At 38.4% G+C, this 20,061-nt stretch carries 20 protein-coding genes; 8 read left to right on the top strand and 12 right to left on the bottom strand.

Annotation, left to right across the window (positions count from 1 at the left end):
- On the top strand, positions 1-597 hold a 597-nt coding region (locus CXF89_RS14100), incomplete at its 5' end, for an EAL domain-containing protein (RefSeq protein ID WP_145990824.1).
- A gap of 520 nt (positions 598-1,117) precedes the next feature.
- On the top strand, positions 1,118-2,497 hold the full coding sequence (locus CXF89_RS14095; protein ID WP_121954954.1) for an FG-GAP repeat domain-containing protein: 1,380 nt from the start codon (positions 1,118-1,120) through the stop codon (positions 2,495-2,497).
- 88 nt (positions 2,498-2,585) lie between these two features.
- On the opposite strand, the gene CXF89_RS14090 is transcribed toward CXF89_RS14095, so the two are convergent.
- Positions 2,586-3,047: a hypothetical protein gene (locus CXF89_RS14090; protein ID WP_024589242.1), complete on the bottom strand. Its 462-nt coding sequence runs from the start codon at positions 3,045-3,047 to the stop codon at positions 2,586-2,588.
- 12 nt (positions 3,048-3,059) lie between these two features.
- A complete protein-coding gene (locus tag CXF89_RS14085) occupies positions 3,060-3,335 on the bottom strand; it encodes an EF-hand domain-containing protein (RefSeq protein WP_007581281.1) in 276 nt (91 codons plus the stop codon).
- A gap of 311 nt (positions 3,336-3,646) precedes the next feature.
- On the opposite strand from CXF89_RS14085, the gene CXF89_RS14080 reads away from it, so the two are divergent.
- A complete protein-coding gene (locus CXF89_RS14080) occupies positions 3,647-4,504 on the top strand; it encodes a PA4780 family RIO1-like protein kinase (protein ID WP_007376869.1) in 858 nt (285 codons plus the stop codon).
- A 27-nt stretch (positions 4,505-4,531) separates the two neighbouring features.
- Here CXF89_RS14080 and CXF89_RS14075 read toward each other — a convergent pair whose 3' ends face one another.
- The 5 genes from CXF89_RS14075 to CXF89_RS14055 are packed head-to-tail and all read right to left on the bottom strand — an operon-like array spanning position 4,532 to position 9,544.
- Positions 4,532-5,206, bottom strand: coding sequence for a response regulator (locus CXF89_RS14075; protein WP_121954956.1), 675 nt, complete (start codon positions 5,204-5,206; stop codon positions 4,532-4,534).
- A 38-nt stretch (positions 5,207-5,244) separates the two neighbouring features.
- Positions 5,245-6,690, bottom strand: coding sequence for an ATP-binding protein (locus CXF89_RS14070; protein ID WP_121954953.1), 1,446 nt, complete (start codon positions 6,688-6,690; stop codon positions 5,245-5,247).
- On the bottom strand, positions 6,690-7,220 hold the full coding sequence (locus tag CXF89_RS14065; protein ID WP_121954952.1) for a hypothetical protein: 531 nt from the start codon (positions 7,218-7,220) through the stop codon (positions 6,690-6,692). The genes CXF89_RS14070 and CXF89_RS14065 overlap by 1 nt, the downstream gene beginning before the upstream one ends.
- A gap of 9 nt (positions 7,221-7,229) precedes the next feature.
- A complete protein-coding gene (locus tag CXF89_RS14060; RefSeq protein ID WP_121954951.1) occupies positions 7,230-8,903 on the bottom strand; it encodes a YHYH protein in 1,674 nt (557 codons plus the stop codon).
- A gap of 32 nt (positions 8,904-8,935) precedes the next feature.
- Entirely contained in the window at positions 8,936-9,544 is a 609-nt protein-coding gene (locus CXF89_RS14055; RefSeq protein WP_121954950.1) for a flavin reductase family protein, read from the bottom strand.
- A gap of 120 nt (positions 9,545-9,664) precedes the next feature.
- Between CXF89_RS14055 and CXF89_RS14050 the strand changes: the two genes are divergently transcribed.
- The 3 genes from CXF89_RS14050 (at position 9,665) to CXF89_RS14040 (ending at position 11,893) form a co-directional block, all read left to right on the top strand.
- Positions 9,665-11,188 (top strand): cryptochrome/deoxyribodipyrimidine photo-lyase family protein, encoded by a 1,524-nt coding sequence (locus CXF89_RS14050; RefSeq protein WP_121954949.1) that lies wholly within the window; start codon positions 9,665-9,667, stop codon positions 11,186-11,188.
- A 2-nt stretch (positions 11,189-11,190) separates the two neighbouring features.
- A complete protein-coding gene (locus CXF89_RS14045; protein ID WP_121954948.1) occupies positions 11,191-11,325 on the top strand; it encodes a DUF2256 domain-containing protein in 135 nt (44 codons plus the stop codon).
- 130 nt (positions 11,326-11,455) lie between these two features.
- Positions 11,456-11,893, top strand: a complete 438-nt coding sequence (locus tag CXF89_RS14040; protein ID WP_121954947.1) for an OsmC family protein — start codon at positions 11,456-11,458, stop codon at positions 11,891-11,893.
- Between the two features lie 356 nt (positions 11,894-12,249).
- Here the strand turns inward: CXF89_RS14040 and CXF89_RS14035 are convergent, their stop codons facing one another.
- On the bottom strand, positions 12,250-12,429 hold the full coding sequence (locus tag CXF89_RS14035; RefSeq protein WP_076916397.1) for a 2TM domain-containing protein: 180 nt from the start codon (positions 12,427-12,429) through the stop codon (positions 12,250-12,252).
- Positions 12,430-12,647: 218 nt separating this feature from the next.
- Here CXF89_RS14035 and CXF89_RS14030 point away from each other — a divergent pair, with 218 nt between their 5' ends.
- A complete protein-coding gene (locus CXF89_RS14030) occupies positions 12,648-13,424 on the top strand; it encodes an EAL domain-containing protein (protein ID WP_121954946.1) in 777 nt (258 codons plus the stop codon).
- 42 nt (positions 13,425-13,466) lie between these two features.
- On the opposite strand, the gene CXF89_RS14025 is transcribed toward CXF89_RS14030, so the two are convergent.
- On the bottom strand, positions 13,467-14,954 hold the full coding sequence (locus CXF89_RS14025) for a dipeptidase (RefSeq protein WP_121954955.1): 1,488 nt from the start codon (positions 14,952-14,954) through the stop codon (positions 13,467-13,469).
- A gap of 136 nt (positions 14,955-15,090) precedes the next feature.
- Here CXF89_RS14025 and CXF89_RS14020 point away from each other — a divergent pair, with 136 nt between their 5' ends.
- Positions 15,091-15,282 (top strand): DUF2986 domain-containing protein, encoded by a 192-nt coding sequence (locus tag CXF89_RS14020; protein WP_121954945.1) that lies wholly within the window; start codon positions 15,091-15,093, stop codon positions 15,280-15,282.
- 2 nt (positions 15,283-15,284) lie between these two features.
- On the opposite strand, the gene CXF89_RS14015 is transcribed toward CXF89_RS14020, so the two are convergent.
- From CXF89_RS14015 to CXF89_RS14005, 3 genes are all read right to left on the bottom strand, one after another.
- Positions 15,285-16,247, bottom strand: coding sequence for a TDT family transporter (locus tag CXF89_RS14015; protein WP_121954944.1), 963 nt, complete (start codon positions 16,245-16,247; stop codon positions 15,285-15,287).
- 210 nt (positions 16,248-16,457) lie between these two features.
- A complete protein-coding gene (locus tag CXF89_RS14010; protein ID WP_121954943.1) occupies positions 16,458-18,614 on the bottom strand; it encodes a TonB-dependent receptor in 2,157 nt (718 codons plus the stop codon).
- A 133-nt stretch (positions 18,615-18,747) separates the two neighbouring features.
- Positions 18,748-20,046, bottom strand: a complete 1,299-nt coding sequence (locus tag CXF89_RS14005; RefSeq protein WP_121954942.1) for a methyl-accepting chemotaxis protein — start codon at positions 20,044-20,046, stop codon at positions 18,748-18,750.
- Positions 20,047-20,061: the final 15 nt, after the last annotated feature.

Raw genomic sequence — 20,061 nt, 5'->3', positions numbered from 1 at the left:
GAGCAATACGGGTTAATAACCCAAATGGGCCTCTGGGTGATAAATCAAGCATGTATACAAGCAAAAAAATTCAATCATTTACCGGAGAAAATTGCAGTAAGCGTGAATGTATCGGTAATCCAATTACAAGATCCAGATTTTGTAACTAAGGTATTAAAAATAGTAAAAAATCATCAAGTAGAGCCTAAAGATCTGCATATAGAAATTACCGAATCAGTATTTGCCGAAGATAAACTCACGTTTTTGACAGCCGTTAAAGCACTACAAAAACAAGGCTTTTGTATTTCAATTGATGATTTTGGAACTGGCTACTCATCACTATCAAGCATGCTTGATATTGGTGTAGATATAGTAAAAATAGACAGAAGTTTTATTCAAAATATGGATAAAAGAGGGTTAAGTATTATTCATGCAATTGTACAAATGGCCTCATCTTTAGATTTTACTGTTGTTGCCGAAGGCGTTGAAACTATTGAACAAGCAAACACGCTTACTAATATTGGTGTATCTCACCTGCAAGGTTATTACTTTTCAAAACCGATAGAAGTAGATTTTGTAGATGCTTATTTAAATGAGCAAAATAAGCTGTGCCTTTGATAACCAAAACCCGCTAAAAGCGCTTAACTGCCATATGAGTTTTGCACTACCTTTCTTATTAGGGCTTGTTTATCTTTCGAGGTTAAATTTGCAGCATACTGTTTGGTATTTAGGCAATGCAGAGCCTATGTAGTGTGGTTATTCCCCATAAATAGGCGATAACGCAGCATAAATACCAAACATTCGCTGCCCGAAGGGTTCTGCCTAGGGGAGATTGACTCTTTGTTACTAGGTTACAAACCTCGCGCCGCGATTAAATCTTCCTTGGGTTGAACAAATTTCAATCCTTAAAGGTCAACAAGCCCTCCTTAAAACATAATCTTACAATTACTTACACCCTGTACATAGTAATTAGCGTAGGCTAAATATAATCCAACTTACATATGTATATTACGTTTAAATTTACGCTAATTAGCAAACCGCCAGCGCTGGATAATACGTAAAGTTACGCGCTGACGCTGCTTATATAAGTGAATGATATAAATGTAACTATACAACTAAATATAAAAAAGGAATTTGCATGATAAAACCACTTTGCTATTCACTCATCACTTTACTTACCCCCATTAGCGCTATAGCTCAAACAATGGCAATAAAAACAACGGATGAATTAGTATCAACCGATTCAGAGATTTTATTTGCATATAATAAAGAATCAAAACAATTAGAAGCCATTAATTTACTCACATCACTAAGTAGTGAACTTGCTTTACCAAAAAATGCCATCGGGTTTGATGTGGCTACACTTGCTAACATTACCGATAAACAAGCACTCGTACTAACAAGTGATGGCGTATACAAAGCCCAAGCTGGTAAACCAACACTATTGTTTAATTATGAGTCGGTTCTAAATCAATTAAAAATAGATAAATTTGAAAAAGTAGACTTCGTTTTCGATGCAAACAACGACGGTCTAAGCGATATTTTCATCCCTGGGTTAGCAAGCAGTACTTTATATATTCAAAATAAAGATGGCAGCTTTAAGCCTAACAAATTTAAACAAACACCTATGTATGAAGGTAGCTTTTCAGGAAAAGGACTTTCTCTGGAAGTTAATATTAACAATAAACCCGTTGTTATTGATTTTAACCACGACGGGTTAAGCGACTTGGTTTTTTCAAATGACTTTGGAGCGGATGTACTACTTGCTAATTCAGAAGGCTTTGAGCAAAAGCTCACCTCAATTGATTTTAACATCGAATTAGGCGAGCTAAGCAATGGCGAAACTCGCAAAATAAAGCAAATTATTGATATTAATAACGACGGATTTCTAGATTTTACAACCAGACAGTTTAAGCCTACGCAAGGTATGGACTCGCTAGATATAAAAATAGCACATACTTTGTACCTAGGAAGTGCTAAAGGCTTTACTAATACGCCCATTACCTTATTTGAAACACAGGGCCCTAGTGAGTTATTGCTCAAAACTGATTTTAATAATGATGGCTTAATTGATTTACAAAAAATGGATTTAGATATTGGCTTAGGTACTATCGCGTCTATGGCATTGGGCGGTGGCAGTACTGATGTAGATGTAGAAATGAACCTTTATAAGCAGCAACCCGACGGCTCATTTGCCAATAAATCGAGTATAGAACTTGATTTAGAAATGGAAGTGGGAATGAACGGCGATGATTCCGAGCCAGCCCTATATTTAGGTGATATTAACGGCGACAGCTATATTGACGCAGTATACAAATACAGTAAAAAAACGCTGTATATTTATTACGGAGAGCAAGACTCACTGCTAAATGATAAGCGTACAAAATTAAAACTAACGCTGCCTAAAAATAATAAAGATATTCTTCTAGTAGATATAAACCAAGACGGTAAAAAAGATTTTGTATTTAAATTTACCGAAGAAGATGGCACCAGCAAAATAGAAACACGCTTAAATTAAGCCAATAAAAAAGCCCAACAGAGTTAACCGTTGGGCTTTGGACTTAAGACTTTCGAGTAACAGTCAGCTTTACTCTAAGTTATAACACCTAAGCAGTTACATTTAGCAGTGAATCGCCTTCACTTAAACCAAACTTCTCTTGCACTGATGCAAGGATTGATTCTTTATCTTCATCAGACAACTGGCTTGAATACTCAGTTAATAGCTCATCTAAGTAGCTGACTACTTCGTCTGTATCTACTGATTCTAATGAGTTCTGTGGCGGCGGTGGCGGTGGCGGTCTTTGACCTTCCACTCGTCCTGCATCACCAATGCTTTTAGCATCAAACTCAAGTTCGCTCATTAAATCAGCAAGCTCTTTTGTTGGTTCAATACCTTGTTCTTTAAATGCCGCTTGAATACTTTGCGCGTTTTCTTCGGTTAAGTTTTCAGCGTCAAACTCTGCAAGCGTTTCTTTAACAAAATCGCTTTGCTCTGTTGTTAGCTTTGCAGCCTGACTACTTTGTTGCGGCATAAAACTCGCAGAACTACTGTTAATACTATTAATCATTTTAGTATCCTTTCAGCGTTCACGACGAGGTGGTTTATGATCGCTAAGTTCTTGTTCACTAATTTCGCCATTACCATCGGCATCTATAGAATCAAAAATTGTTTGTGCATCGCCGTGTGGCGGTTTTTTAGCACTAAACTCTTCAAAGCTAATTACGCCATCACCATCAGTATCAATAGTTGAAAAATCAGGTTTTTCAGGAGGATTGTCACCGCCTCGAGCAGCTACATTAGCTGAAAAAGCAATAGATAATATTGCCACAGTGGCAAGAGTTGAAAAATGCTTCATAGTAATAACCTCGTATTTAAGAATTAAACTAAGCTTACGCTTTAAAAACGCAAACAATGTGCAAATAATAAGGAAGTAATAAATTATTTGGATAAAAAATAGTAATCTAAATACTTATTTAAAAAGTTCTGGTTGATTGCTTTGCAATCAATATATAAGCTAATAAAATAATACGATTAATTACTCTCAGGCAGTAGTGTTACTGCCCTTAATTCTCAAAGCTGATATACTGCTTGAGCCAATTAAACAAACAAATACAGAGCACTTTCATAAATAATGATTAATAACCAACCCTACTTAGCAGGCAATCTGTGAAAATACCTAAACGCCTACAACCCCTTGTTGATGATGGCCTTATTGACGAAGTTATAAGCCGACTAATGAGCGGTAAAGAAGCCGATGTATTTATTGTCCGCTGTGGTGAGCACATTCGCTGTGCGAAAGTGTATAAAGACGCGGTTAAACGTAGCTTTAAAAAAGCGGCACAATACCAAGAAGGCCGAAAAGTACGTGGTGGACGCCAAGCGCGTGCTATGGGTAAACGTTCTAGCTATGGCCGTCAATTAGAAGAAGAGATTTGGCAAAATGCCGAAGTTGATGCGTTATCTCGTTTAGCTGGCGTGGGTGTACGTGTTCCTGATACTTATTTTTGTATTGATGGCGTGCTGCTTATGGAACTCGTGTCGGACGAGGACGGTAACGTAGCCCCTCAACTTGGACATGTCGTTTTTAGTGAAGAGCAAGCGATTGAGCAGCATAAACTCATGATGCATTACATTAAGCTTATGCTTTGCGCAGGTATAATACACGGCGATTTATCTGAATTTAATGTACTTGTAGATAATAACGGCCCTGTAATTATAGATTTACCGCAAGCAGTTAACGCTTCAGCAAATAACAGTGCACAAGCTATGTTTGCACGCGATGTAAATAACATACGCCGCTACTATGGTGAATTTGCGCCAAGCATACTAAAAACTCAATACGCTAAAGAAATGTGGGCATTATTTGAAGAGGCAAATTTAACGCCTAATTCAACGCTTACTGGTGAATTTGAAGACAGTGACGAACTTGCCGATGTAGATTCTATTCTTGATGAAATTCAAGCTGCCGAATACGAAGAGTTTGACCGCTTAGAGCGAATTAAAAATGCTGACGATGATGAGTAGCTCATCGTCATAGCTTACTAATACCTCTTACTGCGGGTGCACAAATCGGTAGCCAACCCCATAAACAGACTGAATAACACTTTCAGTTTGTGTCACTTCATCTAGTTTTTTACGCAACTTTTTAATATGGCTATCAATAGTACGATGGCTCACAATACGCTGATCGGCGTACATAGTGTCCATTAAACTATCGCGCGAATAAATACGATTTGGGTTGTTAAACAAAGGTTTAAATAGCTGAAATTCAAAGTTCGTTAGCTCTATGCTGCTTGATTTGTATTTTACGCTGTAAGTGCTCTCGTCAAGCTTCATTGTTGACTCTGTAACATCACTTGCGCTACTTAATCGCCTTAATATAGCTTTAACTCGCGCCACCAGCTCAGCATAACTAAACGGCTTACAAATATAATCATCTGCACCTAACTCAAGTCCAAGCAGCCTATCTATTTCTTCTACTTTTGCCGATACCATAATAATAGGCACATTTGAAAAGCGCCTGATTGCTTTACATAGTTCTATACCACTTTGACCAGGTAGCATTATGTCGAGCAAAATTAGGCTCGGCCTGTTAATTTCAAGCCAAGGTAATACTTCATTCCCGTGATGTATTTGATGAGTAATAAAGTGATGGCTGCTTAAAAAGTCACTCATTAAGTTAGCTAGCTTTACTTCATCTTCCACAATTAGTATTTGTTCACTCATAAGCATCTCTGTAAGTAACCTTAACTTTATTTTGTAAACTAAATAGTTGGCAATCTAATAATAATAGCAAGGCCGCCTAGAGTGGCTTTTTCAGCAGCTATTTCACCATTATGGCCTTTAACTATATGCTGGCAAATAGATAAGCCCAAGCCCGAACCTCCCTCTTGGCGATTACGCGAACTATCTACTCGATATAAATACTCAAACAAATGCGATAAATGCGACTGCTCTACACCTACGCCATTATCTTCAATTATAAGCTCTAAGTAGGTTTGCCCTTTAATGCTTATATTATTAGCTGTTAATGAAATAGTGGTGCATTGTGCATAGTGCACGGCGTTCATTAAAATATTATCGAGCAGCTGCAAAAGGCGTGTTTTATCTGCTTGTACCGTTATGTGTTTAGCGCTATTGAGTAAGTAAATTTTTATATTGTGCTGCTCAAGTATAACCTGATATTTTTGCTCAATAGTATTTAATAATAACGCCATGTTAGTGGGTTGCATAGTGTAATGCATACCCCCTAACTCTGCGCTATTGAGCATATGCAAATCATCTATTAAGCGTTTTAAATGCAATGCCTCGTCGTTAGCCGAGTTAATATTTTTTGCATTAGGCTCACGTATTCCAAGTAGCATAGCTTCAAGTTCACCGAGCAAAATACTCATTGGCGTTCTAAGCTCGTGAGAAATATTGGCAAGCCAGCGTTTGCGCACTTGCTCGTCTTTAGCGAGTGTAAATGCAAGGATATTAAAATCTTCGCTTAATTGGCCTAATTCGTCTTTTCGCTCAAGCGTAAGTTTGGTCTCGTAATTACCTTGCGTTAAGCGATGCATACCATTAGCAATTTGTTTTACTGGGCTAACTAAGTGACGAGACAATAAAAAGGTAACTAGCAATGTAAGCAATACAGCGGCTAAAGCAATAAACCATAAGTAGTTAGTTTGCTGCTGTAAAAAATCAAGCTCATAACCATCAACCAAGCTATCTCTTTTAGATACAGCTAAGTAACCCACTGTTTTATCGCCCACTGTAATTGGGGTTGTTATATATTTTAAATCGCTGAGGTATCTACCCACTACTCGCTGCTTATTTTCGTCAAGCAAAGCGTAGTGAGCAATATTTTCAGGTGGTAGGCGGCGCTCTCCCCCTAAACGAATATGATCGGGTGGCGGCCGTCGCATCATTCCCCCTCTGGGGCCTGGACCTTCTGGTGGCCTAGGTAAAAACTGGCTATTTTCTAGCTGAGATTCAACAAGTTTTCTAAAATTTTCGCCATTGCCGACAAGACGTTCCCATGAGGGGTTTTGTTCGTATTGCTTTGCAAGTTGCACAACAAGTGGTTCAAGCGCTTTTACTTCTTTTGCATTAACAAAATCAATTACGCCTTGCCCTATACTCCATTGTATAAGTACTACTAGCCCTGCAATAACACTAAAGGTAAAACTAAATAGTATTAAGAAAAGTTTATTATGAATTTTCATTAATTAGTGTTTTCAACCTTGCTAGGAAAGCTTTCAAATCGGTATGTTATAAACTCTTTGGTTTGATCGTTAACATACAGCGTAGCAACTATTTTTTTGCCCTGAGCGGTCCAATACATATGACCATGATTATTTAAAGTAACCGATACGGTATTTATACCACTTTTAAATAAGTTAGCAGGTAAATGCAATGCATGTCCGTAAATTCGCTGTATTTTAACCCCATTTATATATAAATGAGCATGACCTTGTAAAAAGCCCGTGTCATCGTTTGTAGTAACGCTCATCATTTGCTGCATGTTCATTGCGCCCTCAGGGGGTACAGATAAATCATAGCGCTGCGTATCTAAAATTAAGTTATAACCCGATATACTATCTTTTAATAACTTAAGGCTTAATGCCGGGATTGGCGTATCACTTGGCACTGCTATAGGCATATGGCTATGATCCATAATTTCCTGCTGCGCAAAGAGCTTAAAGCTCAATAGCGCAGCAGTAGTTAGGATCAATGCGTATTTAAAATAACGCATAGTTACTCCTTACATTCCCGGTGGTGGACCCATTGTTTCGCCCGTATCACAGCGACCAATTGAATTATCGGCTAATTGACCTTTAAAACGAGGCCCTATTTGATAAGGGAAAGAAGGCTGTAATTTACCATCGCTGTCTAACGTTAGTGTTATATGGTAGTGATAACCCTTGCCATCGTTAGTATCGTGGCCGTTATGCTCATCTAATTGAGCACCGGTTACTGTTTTTTGTGCATAGTAGAAATCTTCAAAATAATAACCATCGTCGGCATTTAATGTATTACCAGAGAGCGTCGTTACTTCTGCGCCAATAGCAGGGCCTGCATCACTTGTTTGTGTGCCTTGGCTAACATCGTATTGATCGACTAAAGTACAGCTTCGCTCACCTTCAGTACCACAACCACCTTCACTTTCTGACGCGCCATAATCACGCATTTCCCAGCCGCTTAATGCAAGTTGACCGTTACTTTCATAAGGACCATAAAGCGGATAGCCATCAGCTGCAAACCCATAAATAGGTGAATGCGCATCGCCATTATCTTCAAGTAAATCAGCTAAGCAACTAGTGTAAAAATGGTGATGATATTCACCGTTAGCAGCATGTCCGCCACACACATCAACATCGTATTGCTCAGCAATGGGCGCTAATGTATACCAAATATTATTACCGTAGCTCATACCATCGCCCCAGTTAAATATACTGGTGCCATTAACCATTAAGCCAACTGTACCTAAACCTGTTTCACAAGTTTCAGTGTCAGATAAATCGGTAGGTGTTATCGGAAAATACGCCTCAACTGTTTGTTCTGTTGGGCAACCTGGTCCTGGAGGCCAATAGCCTGCACCGCCTGTGTCATCACAGTTTTCAGTGCTGCTGTTATAGCCAATATCTTCACCAAACGAAATGGTTTGCCCTACTGCTGCTGAGGTTACACCGTTATAAAAATCAGTAGCTGCACGCGGGCGATTATTAAGTGCGTCTACTTGGTCTTGTGTAAGCGTTACATCATATTTAGGAATGTCAGTAGTTTGCACGTACATGTATTCAACGTCAGCATCGTCTTGTGCAACGCTAACAACCTCAACCGATTGGACGTCTTCAACCACTGCACCATTATTTTGTATATAAGTAGAGGTTGTATCGTTGTTAATTAACCAGCTGGTAAGTTTTGCACTATTATCAACTGCACCAGTATCTGAGCCTAAGTCTGAGTCTGATGAAGCAATAACATTAACTATAACTGTATCTACAACGACATCGTTTGTGCCGTCATCTGCACTGATTTCAAATACAAGTGCTTCATCGGTTAAAACTTCAGGTGCAACAAACTCAGTAGACGTTGCAGTACTTGAAGATAAGCTAACGGTAGTGCCTGATGTTTGTGACCAGCTAACAGATACTTCGCCATCATCTTCAACTGTTGAACTTAAATAAACGGTATCGCTCGCATTAACAGTTTGGTCAATACCGGCGTCAACCGTTGGAGCACTATTACTGACTGTCTCGCCGTCTGTTGTAGTACTTGTAGAATCGCTGTTACATGCGCTTAAAGCGATACAAAGCGCACTTAACGCAAATAACTTAGTTACATTAGAGGCTTTTGTTTTAAAAAGTGTTTTCAATGCTTGAACCTTTACTTTAACGTTTAATAAAACAAAGTTAACAAGTAAAAGTGCAAACATTGTGCACAAACTAAGGAAGAATAAACATAAAACTAGATTTGTGGTCGTTTAAGTACAAATTTGTCTTTAGTGGTTGCATAGTAATCTCCACCCATTCTACCTACCGCATCTAAAAGTGTTGGGTCAATATAACCGTCAACAAACACTTCATCGTCAACACAAATACCCACTATGTCTAGTAACATCATTTGCCCGCCACCTGGCTCGCTTGAAATAGTAATAACTTCGCGTAGCTTACACTCATAGCGTACTTTTGAATCAGCAACACTCGGCACTGCGACCATTTGGCTATCAATTTTAGTTATATTTGCAGCATCAAACTCACTAACATCACTAGGATAATTAGCACAGCTTTGATTCATTTTTTCAACCAGTTCATGGCTCACAATGTTAATCACACATTCTTTAGTCGCTAATAAGTTAATTAATGTATCTTTACTTGGTTTATCGCGTGGATTTACTTGCGTCGCACTCAATACTGGTGGGTTACAACTCGCTACTGTAAAAAATGAGTAAGGAGCAATATTAGCCACACCGTCGCTACTTAATGTACTTATCCATGCAATTGGACGAGGGCTGATCCCGCCAACTAAATACGAATAAACATTAAGCTCTTTATTTACAGTTAAATCTAAAAACATACTTTTCCTTTTAATACATTAAAACTAAATCTTAATTCAAGTTAGTTACGTATAGGTTTGGCTGACTCAGTTAAATAACAAGCTAATTTTTATCTCTATTTAAAGCAATAAACAAATTATATGAAAATAAACATCGTGTGGTTTAAACGTGATTTGCGTCTTAGCGATCATCAACCATTAAAAAATGCATTCAGTAATGGCTTACCTACCCTATTACTTTATAACTTTGAGCCATTACTGCTCGAAGATGCACACTACAATGAGCGGCACTGGCGCTTTGTATATCAATCAATAGTTGAGTTAAACAAGCAACTAGAGCGTTTTAACGCCTGTGTTTATATATTTAATTTAAATATGAGCGATTTACTTGAATCGTTAAAGGCACAGTTTGAAATAGTTAATATTTTTAGCCATCAAGAAATAGGCTTAAATAACACCTTTAAGCGCGATAAAGCAATAAAAGCATGGTGCCAGCATAACCATATTAACTGGCAAGAGTCGCAAACAGGCGCGGTTATTCGCGGCAAAAAAAATCGTAATAATTGGAACGAACGCTGGCAGCAAACAATGCAAGCACCTATTGCTGTTCCTAATTGGAAGAGTATAAAAACAATTACCCTCAATAACTACCAAACACCTGAGCTACCAAGCGCTTACATGCAAGATCACGACAGCTTTCAACAAGGCGGCCCGCTGCATGCGCGAACTGTAATGCAGAGCTTTTTTGCCGAGCGCGGTAAAGGTTATCAAAAAGGAATATCGAGCCCAAGTTTAAGCCAAACACATTGCTCCCGACTTTCGCCGTACCTAGCATGGGGGAACATTAGCCTTAGGCAAGTGTATCAAATGGCCATTGATGAATATCATTCAAAACACCCTGACAAAAGAGGCTGGAAGCGCCCGCTTGCTGCGTTTGTATCGCGCTTGCATTGGCACTGCCACTTTATGCAAAAGTTTGAGAGCGAATGTTCTATGGAGTTTTTAGCCCTTAATCCGGGTTATCATGTATTTCCGTATCGTGATGATGAACATGTTAAAAACGATATTGAACGCTGGGCGCAAGGTCAAACAGGTATTCCCATTATTGACGCTTGCATGCGCTGCTTAAAAGCCACCGGCTATATAAACTTTAGAATGCGCGCCATGCTTGTAAGCTTTGTAACGCATCATTTAAATATAAGCTGGCAGCAAGCAAGCTTTCCTCTCGCTAATTACTTTTTAGATTTTGAGCCCGCAATTCACTATCCGCAAATTCAAATGCAAGCCTCGGTAACAGGCATAAACACCATTAGGCACTACAACCCAATTAAACAATCAGAAGATCAAGATCCAACAGGTTCATTTATTAAAAAGTGGTGCCCCGAGCTTGAAAAACTCCCTATTGAATATTTACATCAGCCTTGGGAGCAAACTCCAATGGAAGCACTCTTTAACGACTTTAAGTTAGGGGAGGATTATCCCGAACCGATGCTTGATTTAACAGCAGCCTCAAAAGAAGCACGCGAGCGCTTATGGCAATACCGTGAGCGAGCCGATGTTAAACGCGCCATAGGGAGGATTCTTAAAAAGCATGTTGGGGGTACTCAAAAAGTTACTCGAACAAAAAGTAAAACAGATACTAAAAGTAACAGCAAGGCTAAGTAAGCATGGCGCACAAAAAACTAAACTTACCTCAGAAAATATGCCCTATTTGTAATAAACCTTTTACGTGGCGTAAAAAATGGCAGTGCGACTGGGATAACGTTATTTTCTGTTCAGAGCGCTGCAGGCGTAATAAATAAGATTAATAATTAACTGGCGTCTATTTTGCAACATCATCAGCAATTAATGCTTTTAAGGCTTTATATAAGTTTATTTTGTAAATAACGCTTAGCTAACCTGAAAAGCTTACACTCAAGCAAGGAGAAGATGATGACGATTAAAAAAACGGCTAGTTCAACATGGTCTGGCGATATTAAAACAGGCAAAGGTAGCATATCAACTCAAAGTGGCGCGCTTGATAAACAACCTTATGGTTTTAATACCCGCTTTGAAGATAAGGCAGGCTCAAACCCTGAAGAATTAGTAGGTGCAGCTCACAGTGCATGTTTTAGTATGGCACTTTCGCTTGCATTAGGTGATGCAGGCTTTACCGCAGATAAAATTGATACTAAAGCCACTGTAAGCCTTGATGAAGTAGATAACGGTTTTTCAGTAACGCATATTGCCCTTGAGGTAAAAGCGCGCATTGATGATATTCAAAACGAGCAGTTTCAAGCCTTATGTGAGCAAACCAAAAAGAGCTGCCCTATTTCCAAGCTCTTAAATACCGAAATATCACTAGATGCGACACTTCAATCAGCATTTTAAATATTTAGACTTAACTATTTAGACTTAACTGTTTAGACAGTTCCTTACTAAAAAAGCCAAGTAAGTAATTACTTGGCTTGCTTATTATAAAGAAATATCTCTAGGGCGTGTTGTTATTTGGTGGTTGAATTTGCAGCAGTGTGTTTGGTATTTAGGCAAGGCAGAGCCTATGTTGTGTGGTTATTCCCCATTAATAGGCGATAACGCAGCATAGATGCCAAATATGCGCTGCCCTTTGGGTTCTTTCTAGGGACGATTGACTCTTTGTTGCTCGGTTTTTACTTAGCCCACTAGGTTACAAACCTCACGCCGCGATTAAATCGCCCCTAGATTGAACAAATTTCAATCCACAAAAATCAACATGCCCTAGGTTTATTCCTACTCAAAGTACTTACTACAAGCCCTATTCCCATCCCAATTGCTGGCCATACTACCCATATATAACTAGGCGAAGTTAGTAAATTTATAACGCTTAGCAAAGTTAAAATAAGTAAATATCCTTTAATTTTTTTGCCTAATGTCACTGTATTGCTCATTTATATTCTCCAAGTAATGTATGTCGCTATTATTGTTTTAATAAGCAACGTACACACCTGCTAAATGTCACTAAGTGGTCTGACATTAGTCATCACTTTTCATTTAATTACATAGTTATTTATTATGTATAAAAACATAAAAAACAATACTTTAATCTATTTGTGTTAGAATCTAATCTCGACTAACCTAAACAAATAAACATAACAGGATGAGCTAAATGAGCGAAAAATCAAAAAATTGCGAAAAAGTGACATGTAACAACTGTGCTGACGCAAACGAACTCGAATTTGATTTTTCAATGGCTTTTCAACCGATTATAAACTGTAAAACTAACCTTATTTATGGCTATGAGGCACTGGTTAGAGGTTTAAATGAAGAGTCTGCTTATTCTATTATTTCAAAGGTGAATGAAGACAACCGTTATACATTTGATCAACTTTGTCGTATTAAAGCCATTAAACTTGCCTCAAAGCTGGGCATAACATCAATGCTAAGCATTAACTTTTTACCTAATGCTATTTATAAACCTGAGCGATGTATACGCACCACACTAGAAGCTGCAAAAAAGTATAACTTCCCAATTCAAAATATTATGTTTGAATTTACCGAAGTAGAAAAGGTAGAAGACACGGCACACATTAAGCGCGTTGTTGATTACTATCAGTCTCTTGGATTTAAAACCGCCACTGATGACTTTGGCGCGGGTTATTCTGGTTTAAACCTATTAGCTGACTTTCAAACAGATATTATTAAGCTTGATATGGCGCTAATACGCGATATAAGCAACGACAAAAAACGCCAATTAATAGTAACTCATTGCTTAAATATGTTTCGCGATTTAAATATTATCGCACTGGCTGAAGGGATTGAAACAGTAGAAGAATATACATGGCTTAAAAACGCAGGTGTTGAGCTTATGCAAGGGTATTTATTTGCCAAACCAAGCTTTGAAAACTTGCCAGACGTGAATTTTGAAATAATAGGTGCTGACTAATAACCAACACCTATTTTTAGTTCTATTGCATCTAAATATAAATTACATATTACCCAGCTCTATCATCATCGCTGTGTACATACGCAAATTAAGCTCAAGTTGCTCAATGGTCATAAATTCATGCTCTGAATGACCTGTGTAGCGTTTACCTGGCATTGAAGGACCAAACGATACCGCGTTATCAAACAGCTTGGCGTTAGTGCCACCACCTATTGATACAAAGTCAGCTTTTTCGTCGCCCGTAAAATGCTTGAAAATATCAAGCAGCTTTTGCGCGTGTGGCGCACTATCAAGCAGCATAGGTGTGCCAATAATTGTTTCTATGTTAGCAAGCGTTACATTGTTAGCGGCCTGCCAATTAGCGAGTGCATCATCAATTTGCTTTTGCAATACAACTTCGTCTTTACCCATAGGGCGACGTGCATTTACAGCAAGTGTTAGCGCATTACCATCGCGCTCAATAACGGTTGGTGCCACTGTCATCGGGCCCATAAAATCGTGCTTGTAAGCTATTTCGCCAAATTGTTTACCGTGAATGTCTAAACCTATTAACTGATTCACAAAGCCAATTAGCTCACCGTCACTGTTATTTTCAAGCTCCACGCCTTTAAATAGCTCAGCTAAATAAGCAATCGCATTTATACCCGACTCCGGCTCAGATGAATGCGCCGACATGCCTTTAACACTTATTGCTAAGCCATTACTTTTTTCACTAAAGTTAAATTCAACTTTATTTAATGTTTTAGCTTTTGCTTTTAATGTATTAATAAGGTCAGCGTTTGCATTGTGCAGTATCAAGCTGGCGTCTTCTGGAATTTGACTTCTAAACGCACCGCCAGTTACATCCTTTACATACACACCCGTCTGTGGTGATGTTGCATTAAAAGTAGGTGCAATTAAACTCCAGCCTTTCTCAGCAACGACTACAGGGTATGACGCATCAATCGTAACTGCATATTTTGGCTGCTCGTACGTTTTCATAAACTCTGTAAGCGGACCCCAATCAGACTCCTCAGCAAGATAAATCATTAGCTCAATACGATTATTAAGCGTTATGCCTTTATCTTTAATTGCTTTCATGGCGTAGAGCGCTGTCGCTATTGCGCCTTTGTCGTCCTCAGTACCACGGCCAACTAATTTACCTGGCTCAGACGTATCAATAATAAAAGGACTTTGTTTCCATTTGCTGGCATTAGCCGGTTGCACGTCGCCGTGCGTTACTACCGTTACTTTTTCGCTTTGCTCGCCCATACCTATTAATACGGTGTAACCTAAATCTTGATAGTCAAAACCAAGCTCTGCGGCTTTCATTTTTAACAGTGCTTTAAAGCCAATAAAATCGGGATTTTGAGGAGCTGTAATGTCGCTTTTATTAACCGTCGGAAAAGCCACTAAGTTAGTTAGTGTGTGTATTTGAGCATTTTGGTAGGTATTTACTGCGTAATCGGCAACGCTATCAATATTTTTATTTAACTGCGCATGAGCACCAAACGCAAATAAAGCAATACTGGCTAAAGCTAACTTTTTCAAAACAATTCCCATTTAATTAATAACTAAGAGCGGTAATTATAACGCTATGAAGCGCTTACTTATAGCTCTTTACGCTAAACACACAGGTAACTTAAGCTGAATATTTATATAGCAGCTTTTATAGGGTGGTTGTATAATGCGCGACTTAAAATTAACAGGGCATTTAATTGTGAACCGTCGTAAAAAAATCGTCACTAAATTTCAAAAGAAAGATAAACGCACTAACGCTAAACTACACAAAAGCAACAAACCTGGTTATGTGTCAAAAGCTGAGCGCGAAAAACTAGCTGAACAAGAAAGTAATGAGCCACCGGTAATCCAAGAGTAACTTTACGTTACCTGTTGCTTTGATAATTTAAAGTGGCAAAAGTACCGACCACTTACATAACATACCACTGCCGTGGCAACTATAAGTTCAAACGTAGCTAAGTAATTAACTGTATCTAAATATGGCATTGCGAGGTTTATACTTTGCATCCAGTCTTTCATTTTAAATAATGCAGTTGCCCCAATAACCATTGGAAATGTAAAAGCAGCGTAGCTCGGCGTAAAAGGTCTGCGTAATAACTTTATAAATAACACATAAACAATCAGTGTTTTTATTATCGCTAATATAAATAATGCGCCCACTATAACAAGTGATGGATTAGCTACAATATGAAAATATCCCGCTAATGTTAAACTGGCAGGCGCAGCTAAAATGGCAAGTGTTGGCTGTATTTCGTAGTCACTTTTTAAGGCTAATAAAAAACGATAAAACATAATTGGCAGCATTATGGCATACGTTGATATACCAATAACTAACGCACTATAAGCTAACCACGCTAATGTCGGATTACCCAAAAAAGTAACATCTGCAATAATGATCCCCACTGGTGGCACAAACCAGCTAGGTGCCATATCTTCAAAATCAAACTTTTTTGCCCGCTGGTATAAAAAGCTCACCAAAAATGTGAGATGCAGCACAAAAGCTAAAACCCACATAATATCACCAGCTAATGGGTTGAATTGCCCAACTGAGTTTGAAATAACAAGATTAGCCATTGCAAATGTAGGGATCACACTTCCTGCAACTGGGTGTGCTAAATCGGCTTTTAATAAATGAGGGTGTAGTAAAAACTTAGCAGCCAAAAGTAAAACTAATACGCCAGCTAGTACCGCTCCCAAAAATTGACCTTGGGAGTTTAAATTAAAAACGTTTTCCCATGTCCATCCCATACTAGCAATACCCAAAGCTAAACCGGCCATAGCTGTTGGCGCACCCATCACTTTATTTTTAAATTGCTTAAACACTGTATTTCCTAATCATTGGGTGATGAACAAGTTACTGCTTTTTACTGCATTGCCTTAAAATAACGCTGTAAAATTAGTACAAGCGTGCTTAATAGAACGCTTTTTGCGTACAAATATTTCATAAAAATAAGTTTACGGCTTACATATTAAAACGTAAAAAAAGCCATAACACAGTTATGGCTTTTACTTTATTTTTAAAATTTAGTTTAGTTAGAACGCGTAACTAACGCTTACATTAAATGAACGCCCCTGCCCTACAAGTTGTTCAAACCCGTTGCTGCTATCTTGTTTAAGTGCCGCAATACTTACACCACCTAATGGGAGCTGGTAATACTCATCAAACACGTTACTCACTTCAGCACTTAGCGTTAATGAATCCCATGTGGCTTTAGAGCTTAAATTAACCAGGCTGTAGCTGTCTGTTTGGTTTTCAAAACGATTATTATCTACACGGCTTTTAGTATCTACCCACTGCCAAGATAATGCATTTTCAAATCGACCTATTTGCTGGCTAATACCTAGCTGGGTTTGCAGTGGTTTAATTTGATAAAGCGGCTGGTTAGTATCGTCGCGCTTGCCTCTTGTATTAGTAACATTAGCGTGTAACTGCCAGTTACCTAAATCCTTAGATTCATAAATGTTGGCTGTTAAATCTATTTTTGCACCATACAAAATGGCATCTACATTAGTGAACTGAAAAATGTTACGCGTTGTATTGTCCAAGTTATAACTATTGAAGCTTCTTACAATATCAGCATCAATATAGTCGCTCACATCGGTATACCACACATTGGTACTTAATCGCCAACGGTCATCTTTAGCCGATTTAATATAAGTAGCACTTATTGTATGCGCAGTTTCAACGTCTAAATCAGGGTTACCAATATAGCCATTCCCATCGCCATACCAACCAATCATGGTGGTTGCCATGGTGCTTACACCCCAACTGTATCGCTCGTATAAATTAGGCGCGCGGTTTTTACGGGCAAGACCAAATTGCAGCTCATCATAATTTGTTATTTGGTAGTTAATTAATAAGTTAGCATCAACTATGGTGTCGGTTTTATCTCTGTCGCCAGCATTAAAGTTCTCAGCAGCAATGGTATTATCTATAGATGTATCGCTCATGGACATACTTTGCATACTACTCATATCGCTCATATCCATCATACTCATACCATCGTTGTATGATTGAACCTCTCCAACGTGGGTATTAATACTTTCAATGCGTACGCCTGCGTTTAACCATAACTTTGTATTTACTTGGCTCTCAAATTCTGCAAATGCCGCTATCCGCTCTCGTTTACCGTTGTTTATATTTACGTAATCGTCTGGTCCCATCATGGTTGAGCCTTCAATACCTGGCCACCAATCATCAATGCTGTAATTGTAATATTCTTGACCGATTAAAATGCTGCTGTTTTTATCAAGCGCGATACGCCATTTTAGCTGCGTACTTATATCTTGTGCATCAGTTTTCATTGGCATCATGCCTGTTTTTTCTTCACTGAAAAAACCCATTTCGTGCTTTACGCTATGCCAGTTAACTTGCCCTTCAAGCTCGCTGTTTTCAAAGGAGCGTTTGTATTGAGCTATTGCACCGTAACTGGTGTTATCGGTCATATCCATATACTGATTTGCAAATCCCTGATACGGGATTTTTTGATGGGTTAGCTTTATAACTAATTGCTGTTTATCATCGCGTATAGCTGCGGTTAAACTGTGATTTTGTGCTCGGTACAATGTATCAAGTACTACGTCGCCGTTACCGTCTTCATAGCTATCTGCGTCACTAAACGAACCTTGATAATTAAGGCTAAACGTATCACTTGCTAAACGTGCACCCACGCCAAGTTTACGTCCGTTATCAACGCTACTGTACTTTGCTGACACATAACCTGAGTGCCAACCTAATTCATTGCTATCGCTATACTGTGGTGAAATAGAATTAACGCTTATTACACCGGCAATATTATCGCCGCCCGCGCATACAGGCGATACGCCTGCAACCACATTGTAAGACGTAATTTGATTAGCCGAGATATACGAAAGTGGCGGGTTCATATGATTAGCGCATGCAGCGGTAACATCTGCGCCATCAATCAACACTTTAACTCTGTCGCCCATTAAACCATTTAAAACAGGGAGGTTAGATACGCCGCCCGCTGCTGAAAAATCGACACCTAAATCACTCAATAATGATTCTGACGAGCCCAGTGCTAAATGTTTATTTTGAGCATGTCCGTGTACTTCAATAACTTCTAAAGACGTATCGTCGGCAAATGCAAAAGGTGATAAGACACCACTAATAAAAAGTGCGACAGGGGTAAGTAAGTAAATTTTTTGAGTTTTGCTTTTATAAACCATTTTTAATTTATGCCACTGTAATAATTAGCGTAATTATAGTGTGAACTGCAAAAGCAAAAGCGCGACATATTGTCGCACTTTATCAATTTAGAATGTTGTTAGGTGTGTTTAATCTAAAAGGTCATATAATAAATTAAGTATTTAACTTTGCTACAGTTTGAGAAACTATATCAGCTCCGCGCTCAATCTCTTTAATAACTTCTGACACATTAGCAATAAGCTCTCGCCCTTGTTTTGATGAGTCTGAAACTGACGTTATTTGCTTTGATATATCGTTGGTTAACTCTTGGTTATTTTTAACAACCGTTGCTATTTCATTAGTTGAACTACTCGTACTAGCTGCCAGCTGCCTTACTTCATCAGCTACTACGGCAAAACCTCGGCCATAGTCACCAGCACGCGCTGCTTCTATTGCGGCATTAAGTGCCAGTAAATTAGTTTGATCGGCAATGCTGCTAATTGTAGAAACAATGGAACCTATTACAGCGGATTGTTCATTAAGGTTTTTAATTAAATCTACCGATTTAAGTACTTGGCTTACAATCGCGTCGGAGTTTGAGACAGAGCTTTGTAATATTTCAGAGCCTTTTTTAGCAGTTTGCGCAGTAGATACCGCCGATTCATATGCTATTGCAGCAGCTTCAGTTACAGCACTATTATTTTTAATACGGGCAGTGATATTCGACGCAAACTTAATTATTTTAATTACATTACCTTTGCTATCTAAAATTGGGTTATAAGTTGCTTCTAACCAAATTTCTGAACCATCGGCGGCAATACGTTTAAACTTCCCTGACTTAAATTGCCCCTGCGCTAATTCACTCCAAAAGCGTGGGTTTTTCTCATAAAACAATTTAGTACAAAACATTTTATGATGCTTGCCTACAATGTCTTTTAAGCTATAACCTATTGTTGCTAAAAAGTTTTGGTTCGCCTTTAAAATATTACCCTCTGGGGTAAACTCTATTGTAGCCAAGGCTTTGTCGAGTGCATTTGCAATAGCTTCTTGCGCTTTTCTTTGTATGTAACTGTTTGTAATATCAGAGGCTATTTTAATAACTTTGGTGACTACGCCGCGATCTTCTACAGGAAAGTAAGTTGCCTCAAGCCAAAGCTTATCGCCATTAGCTTTGTACCTTAAAAACGAGCCTGCTTTAGAATTCCCTGTTTTTAATGCTTGCCAAAATTGACTATATTCGTTTGACTTTGCATATTCACTTTCGCAAAACATACGATGATGCTTACCTATTATTTTCTCTTTACTGTAACCAATGGTTTTTAAAAACAATTGGTTTGCGTCTAATATTATTCCTTCAGGTGTAAATTCTATATAAGCTACATGCTTATTAATTGCAGATAATACAGACTGCTTTTGAATTAATTGAAGCTCCATTTCTTCAATTTTTGCGTTTCTTTTAGAAATACCAAACATATAAAAACCTTAAGG

This window comes from Pseudoalteromonas sp. MelDa3 (assembly GCF_002863625.1).
Classification (GTDB): Bacteria; Pseudomonadota; Gammaproteobacteria; order Enterobacterales; family Alteromonadaceae; genus Pseudoalteromonas; species Pseudoalteromonas arctica.
The sequence above is the reverse complement of the archived record's forward strand: the minus strand, read 5'-3'. Positions and strand labels throughout refer to the sequence as shown.

What these genes read in the sequence shown, in the direction of transcription:
- CXF89_RS14050 (WP_121954949.1), top strand. Translation starts at nt 9,665, where the DNA reads ATGAAAATAAACATCGTGTGGTTTAAACGTGATTTGCGTCTTAGCGAT.
- CXF89_RS14095 (WP_121954954.1), top strand. Translation starts at nt 1,118, where the DNA reads ATGATAAAACCACTTTGCTATTCACTCATCACTTTACTTACCCCCATT.
- CXF89_RS14055 (WP_121954950.1), bottom strand. Translation starts at nt 9,544, where the DNA reads ATGTTTTTAGATTTAACTGTAAATAAAGAGCTTAATGTTTATTCGTAT.
- CXF89_RS14090 (WP_024589242.1), bottom strand. Translation starts at nt 3,047, where the DNA reads ATGATTAATAGTATTAACAGTAGTTCTGCGAGTTTTATGCCGCAACAA.
- CXF89_RS14010 (WP_121954943.1), bottom strand. Translation starts at nt 18,614, where the DNA reads ATGGTTTATAAAAGCAAAACTCAAAAAATTTACTTACTTACCCCTGTC.
- CXF89_RS14035 (WP_076916397.1), bottom strand. Translation starts at nt 12,429, where the DNA reads ATGAGCAATACAGTGACATTAGGCAAAAAAATTAAAGGATATTTACTT.
- CXF89_RS14065 (WP_121954952.1), bottom strand. Translation starts at nt 7,220, where the DNA reads ATGCGTTATTTTAAATACGCATTGATCCTAACTACTGCTGCGCTATTG.
- CXF89_RS14020 (WP_121954945.1), top strand. Translation starts at nt 15,091, where the DNA reads ATGCGCGACTTAAAATTAACAGGGCATTTAATTGTGAACCGTCGTAAA.
- CXF89_RS14075 (WP_121954956.1), bottom strand. Translation starts at nt 5,206, where the DNA reads ATGAGTGAACAAATACTAATTGTGGAAGATGAAGTAAAGCTAGCTAAC.
- CXF89_RS14085 (WP_007581281.1), bottom strand. Translation starts at nt 3,335, where the DNA reads ATGAAGCATTTTTCAACTCTTGCCACTGTGGCAATATTATCTATTGCT.
- CXF89_RS14060 (WP_121954951.1), bottom strand. Translation starts at nt 8,903, where the DNA reads ATGTTTGCACTTTTACTTGTTAACTTTGTTTTATTAAACGTTAAAGTA.
- CXF89_RS14030 (WP_121954946.1), top strand. Translation starts at nt 12,648, where the DNA reads ATGAGCGAAAAATCAAAAAATTGCGAAAAAGTGACATGTAACAACTGT.
- CXF89_RS14045 (WP_121954948.1), top strand. Translation starts at nt 11,191, where the DNA reads ATGGCGCACAAAAAACTAAACTTACCTCAGAAAATATGCCCTATTTGT.
- CXF89_RS14070 (WP_121954953.1), bottom strand. Translation starts at nt 6,690, where the DNA reads ATGAAAATTCATAATAAACTTTTCTTAATACTATTTAGTTTTACCTTT.
- CXF89_RS14005 (WP_121954942.1), bottom strand. Translation starts at nt 20,046, where the DNA reads ATGTTTGGTATTTCTAAAAGAAACGCAAAAATTGAAGAAATGGAGCTT.
- CXF89_RS14040 (WP_121954947.1), top strand. Translation starts at nt 11,456, where the DNA reads ATGACGATTAAAAAAACGGCTAGTTCAACATGGTCTGGCGATATTAAA.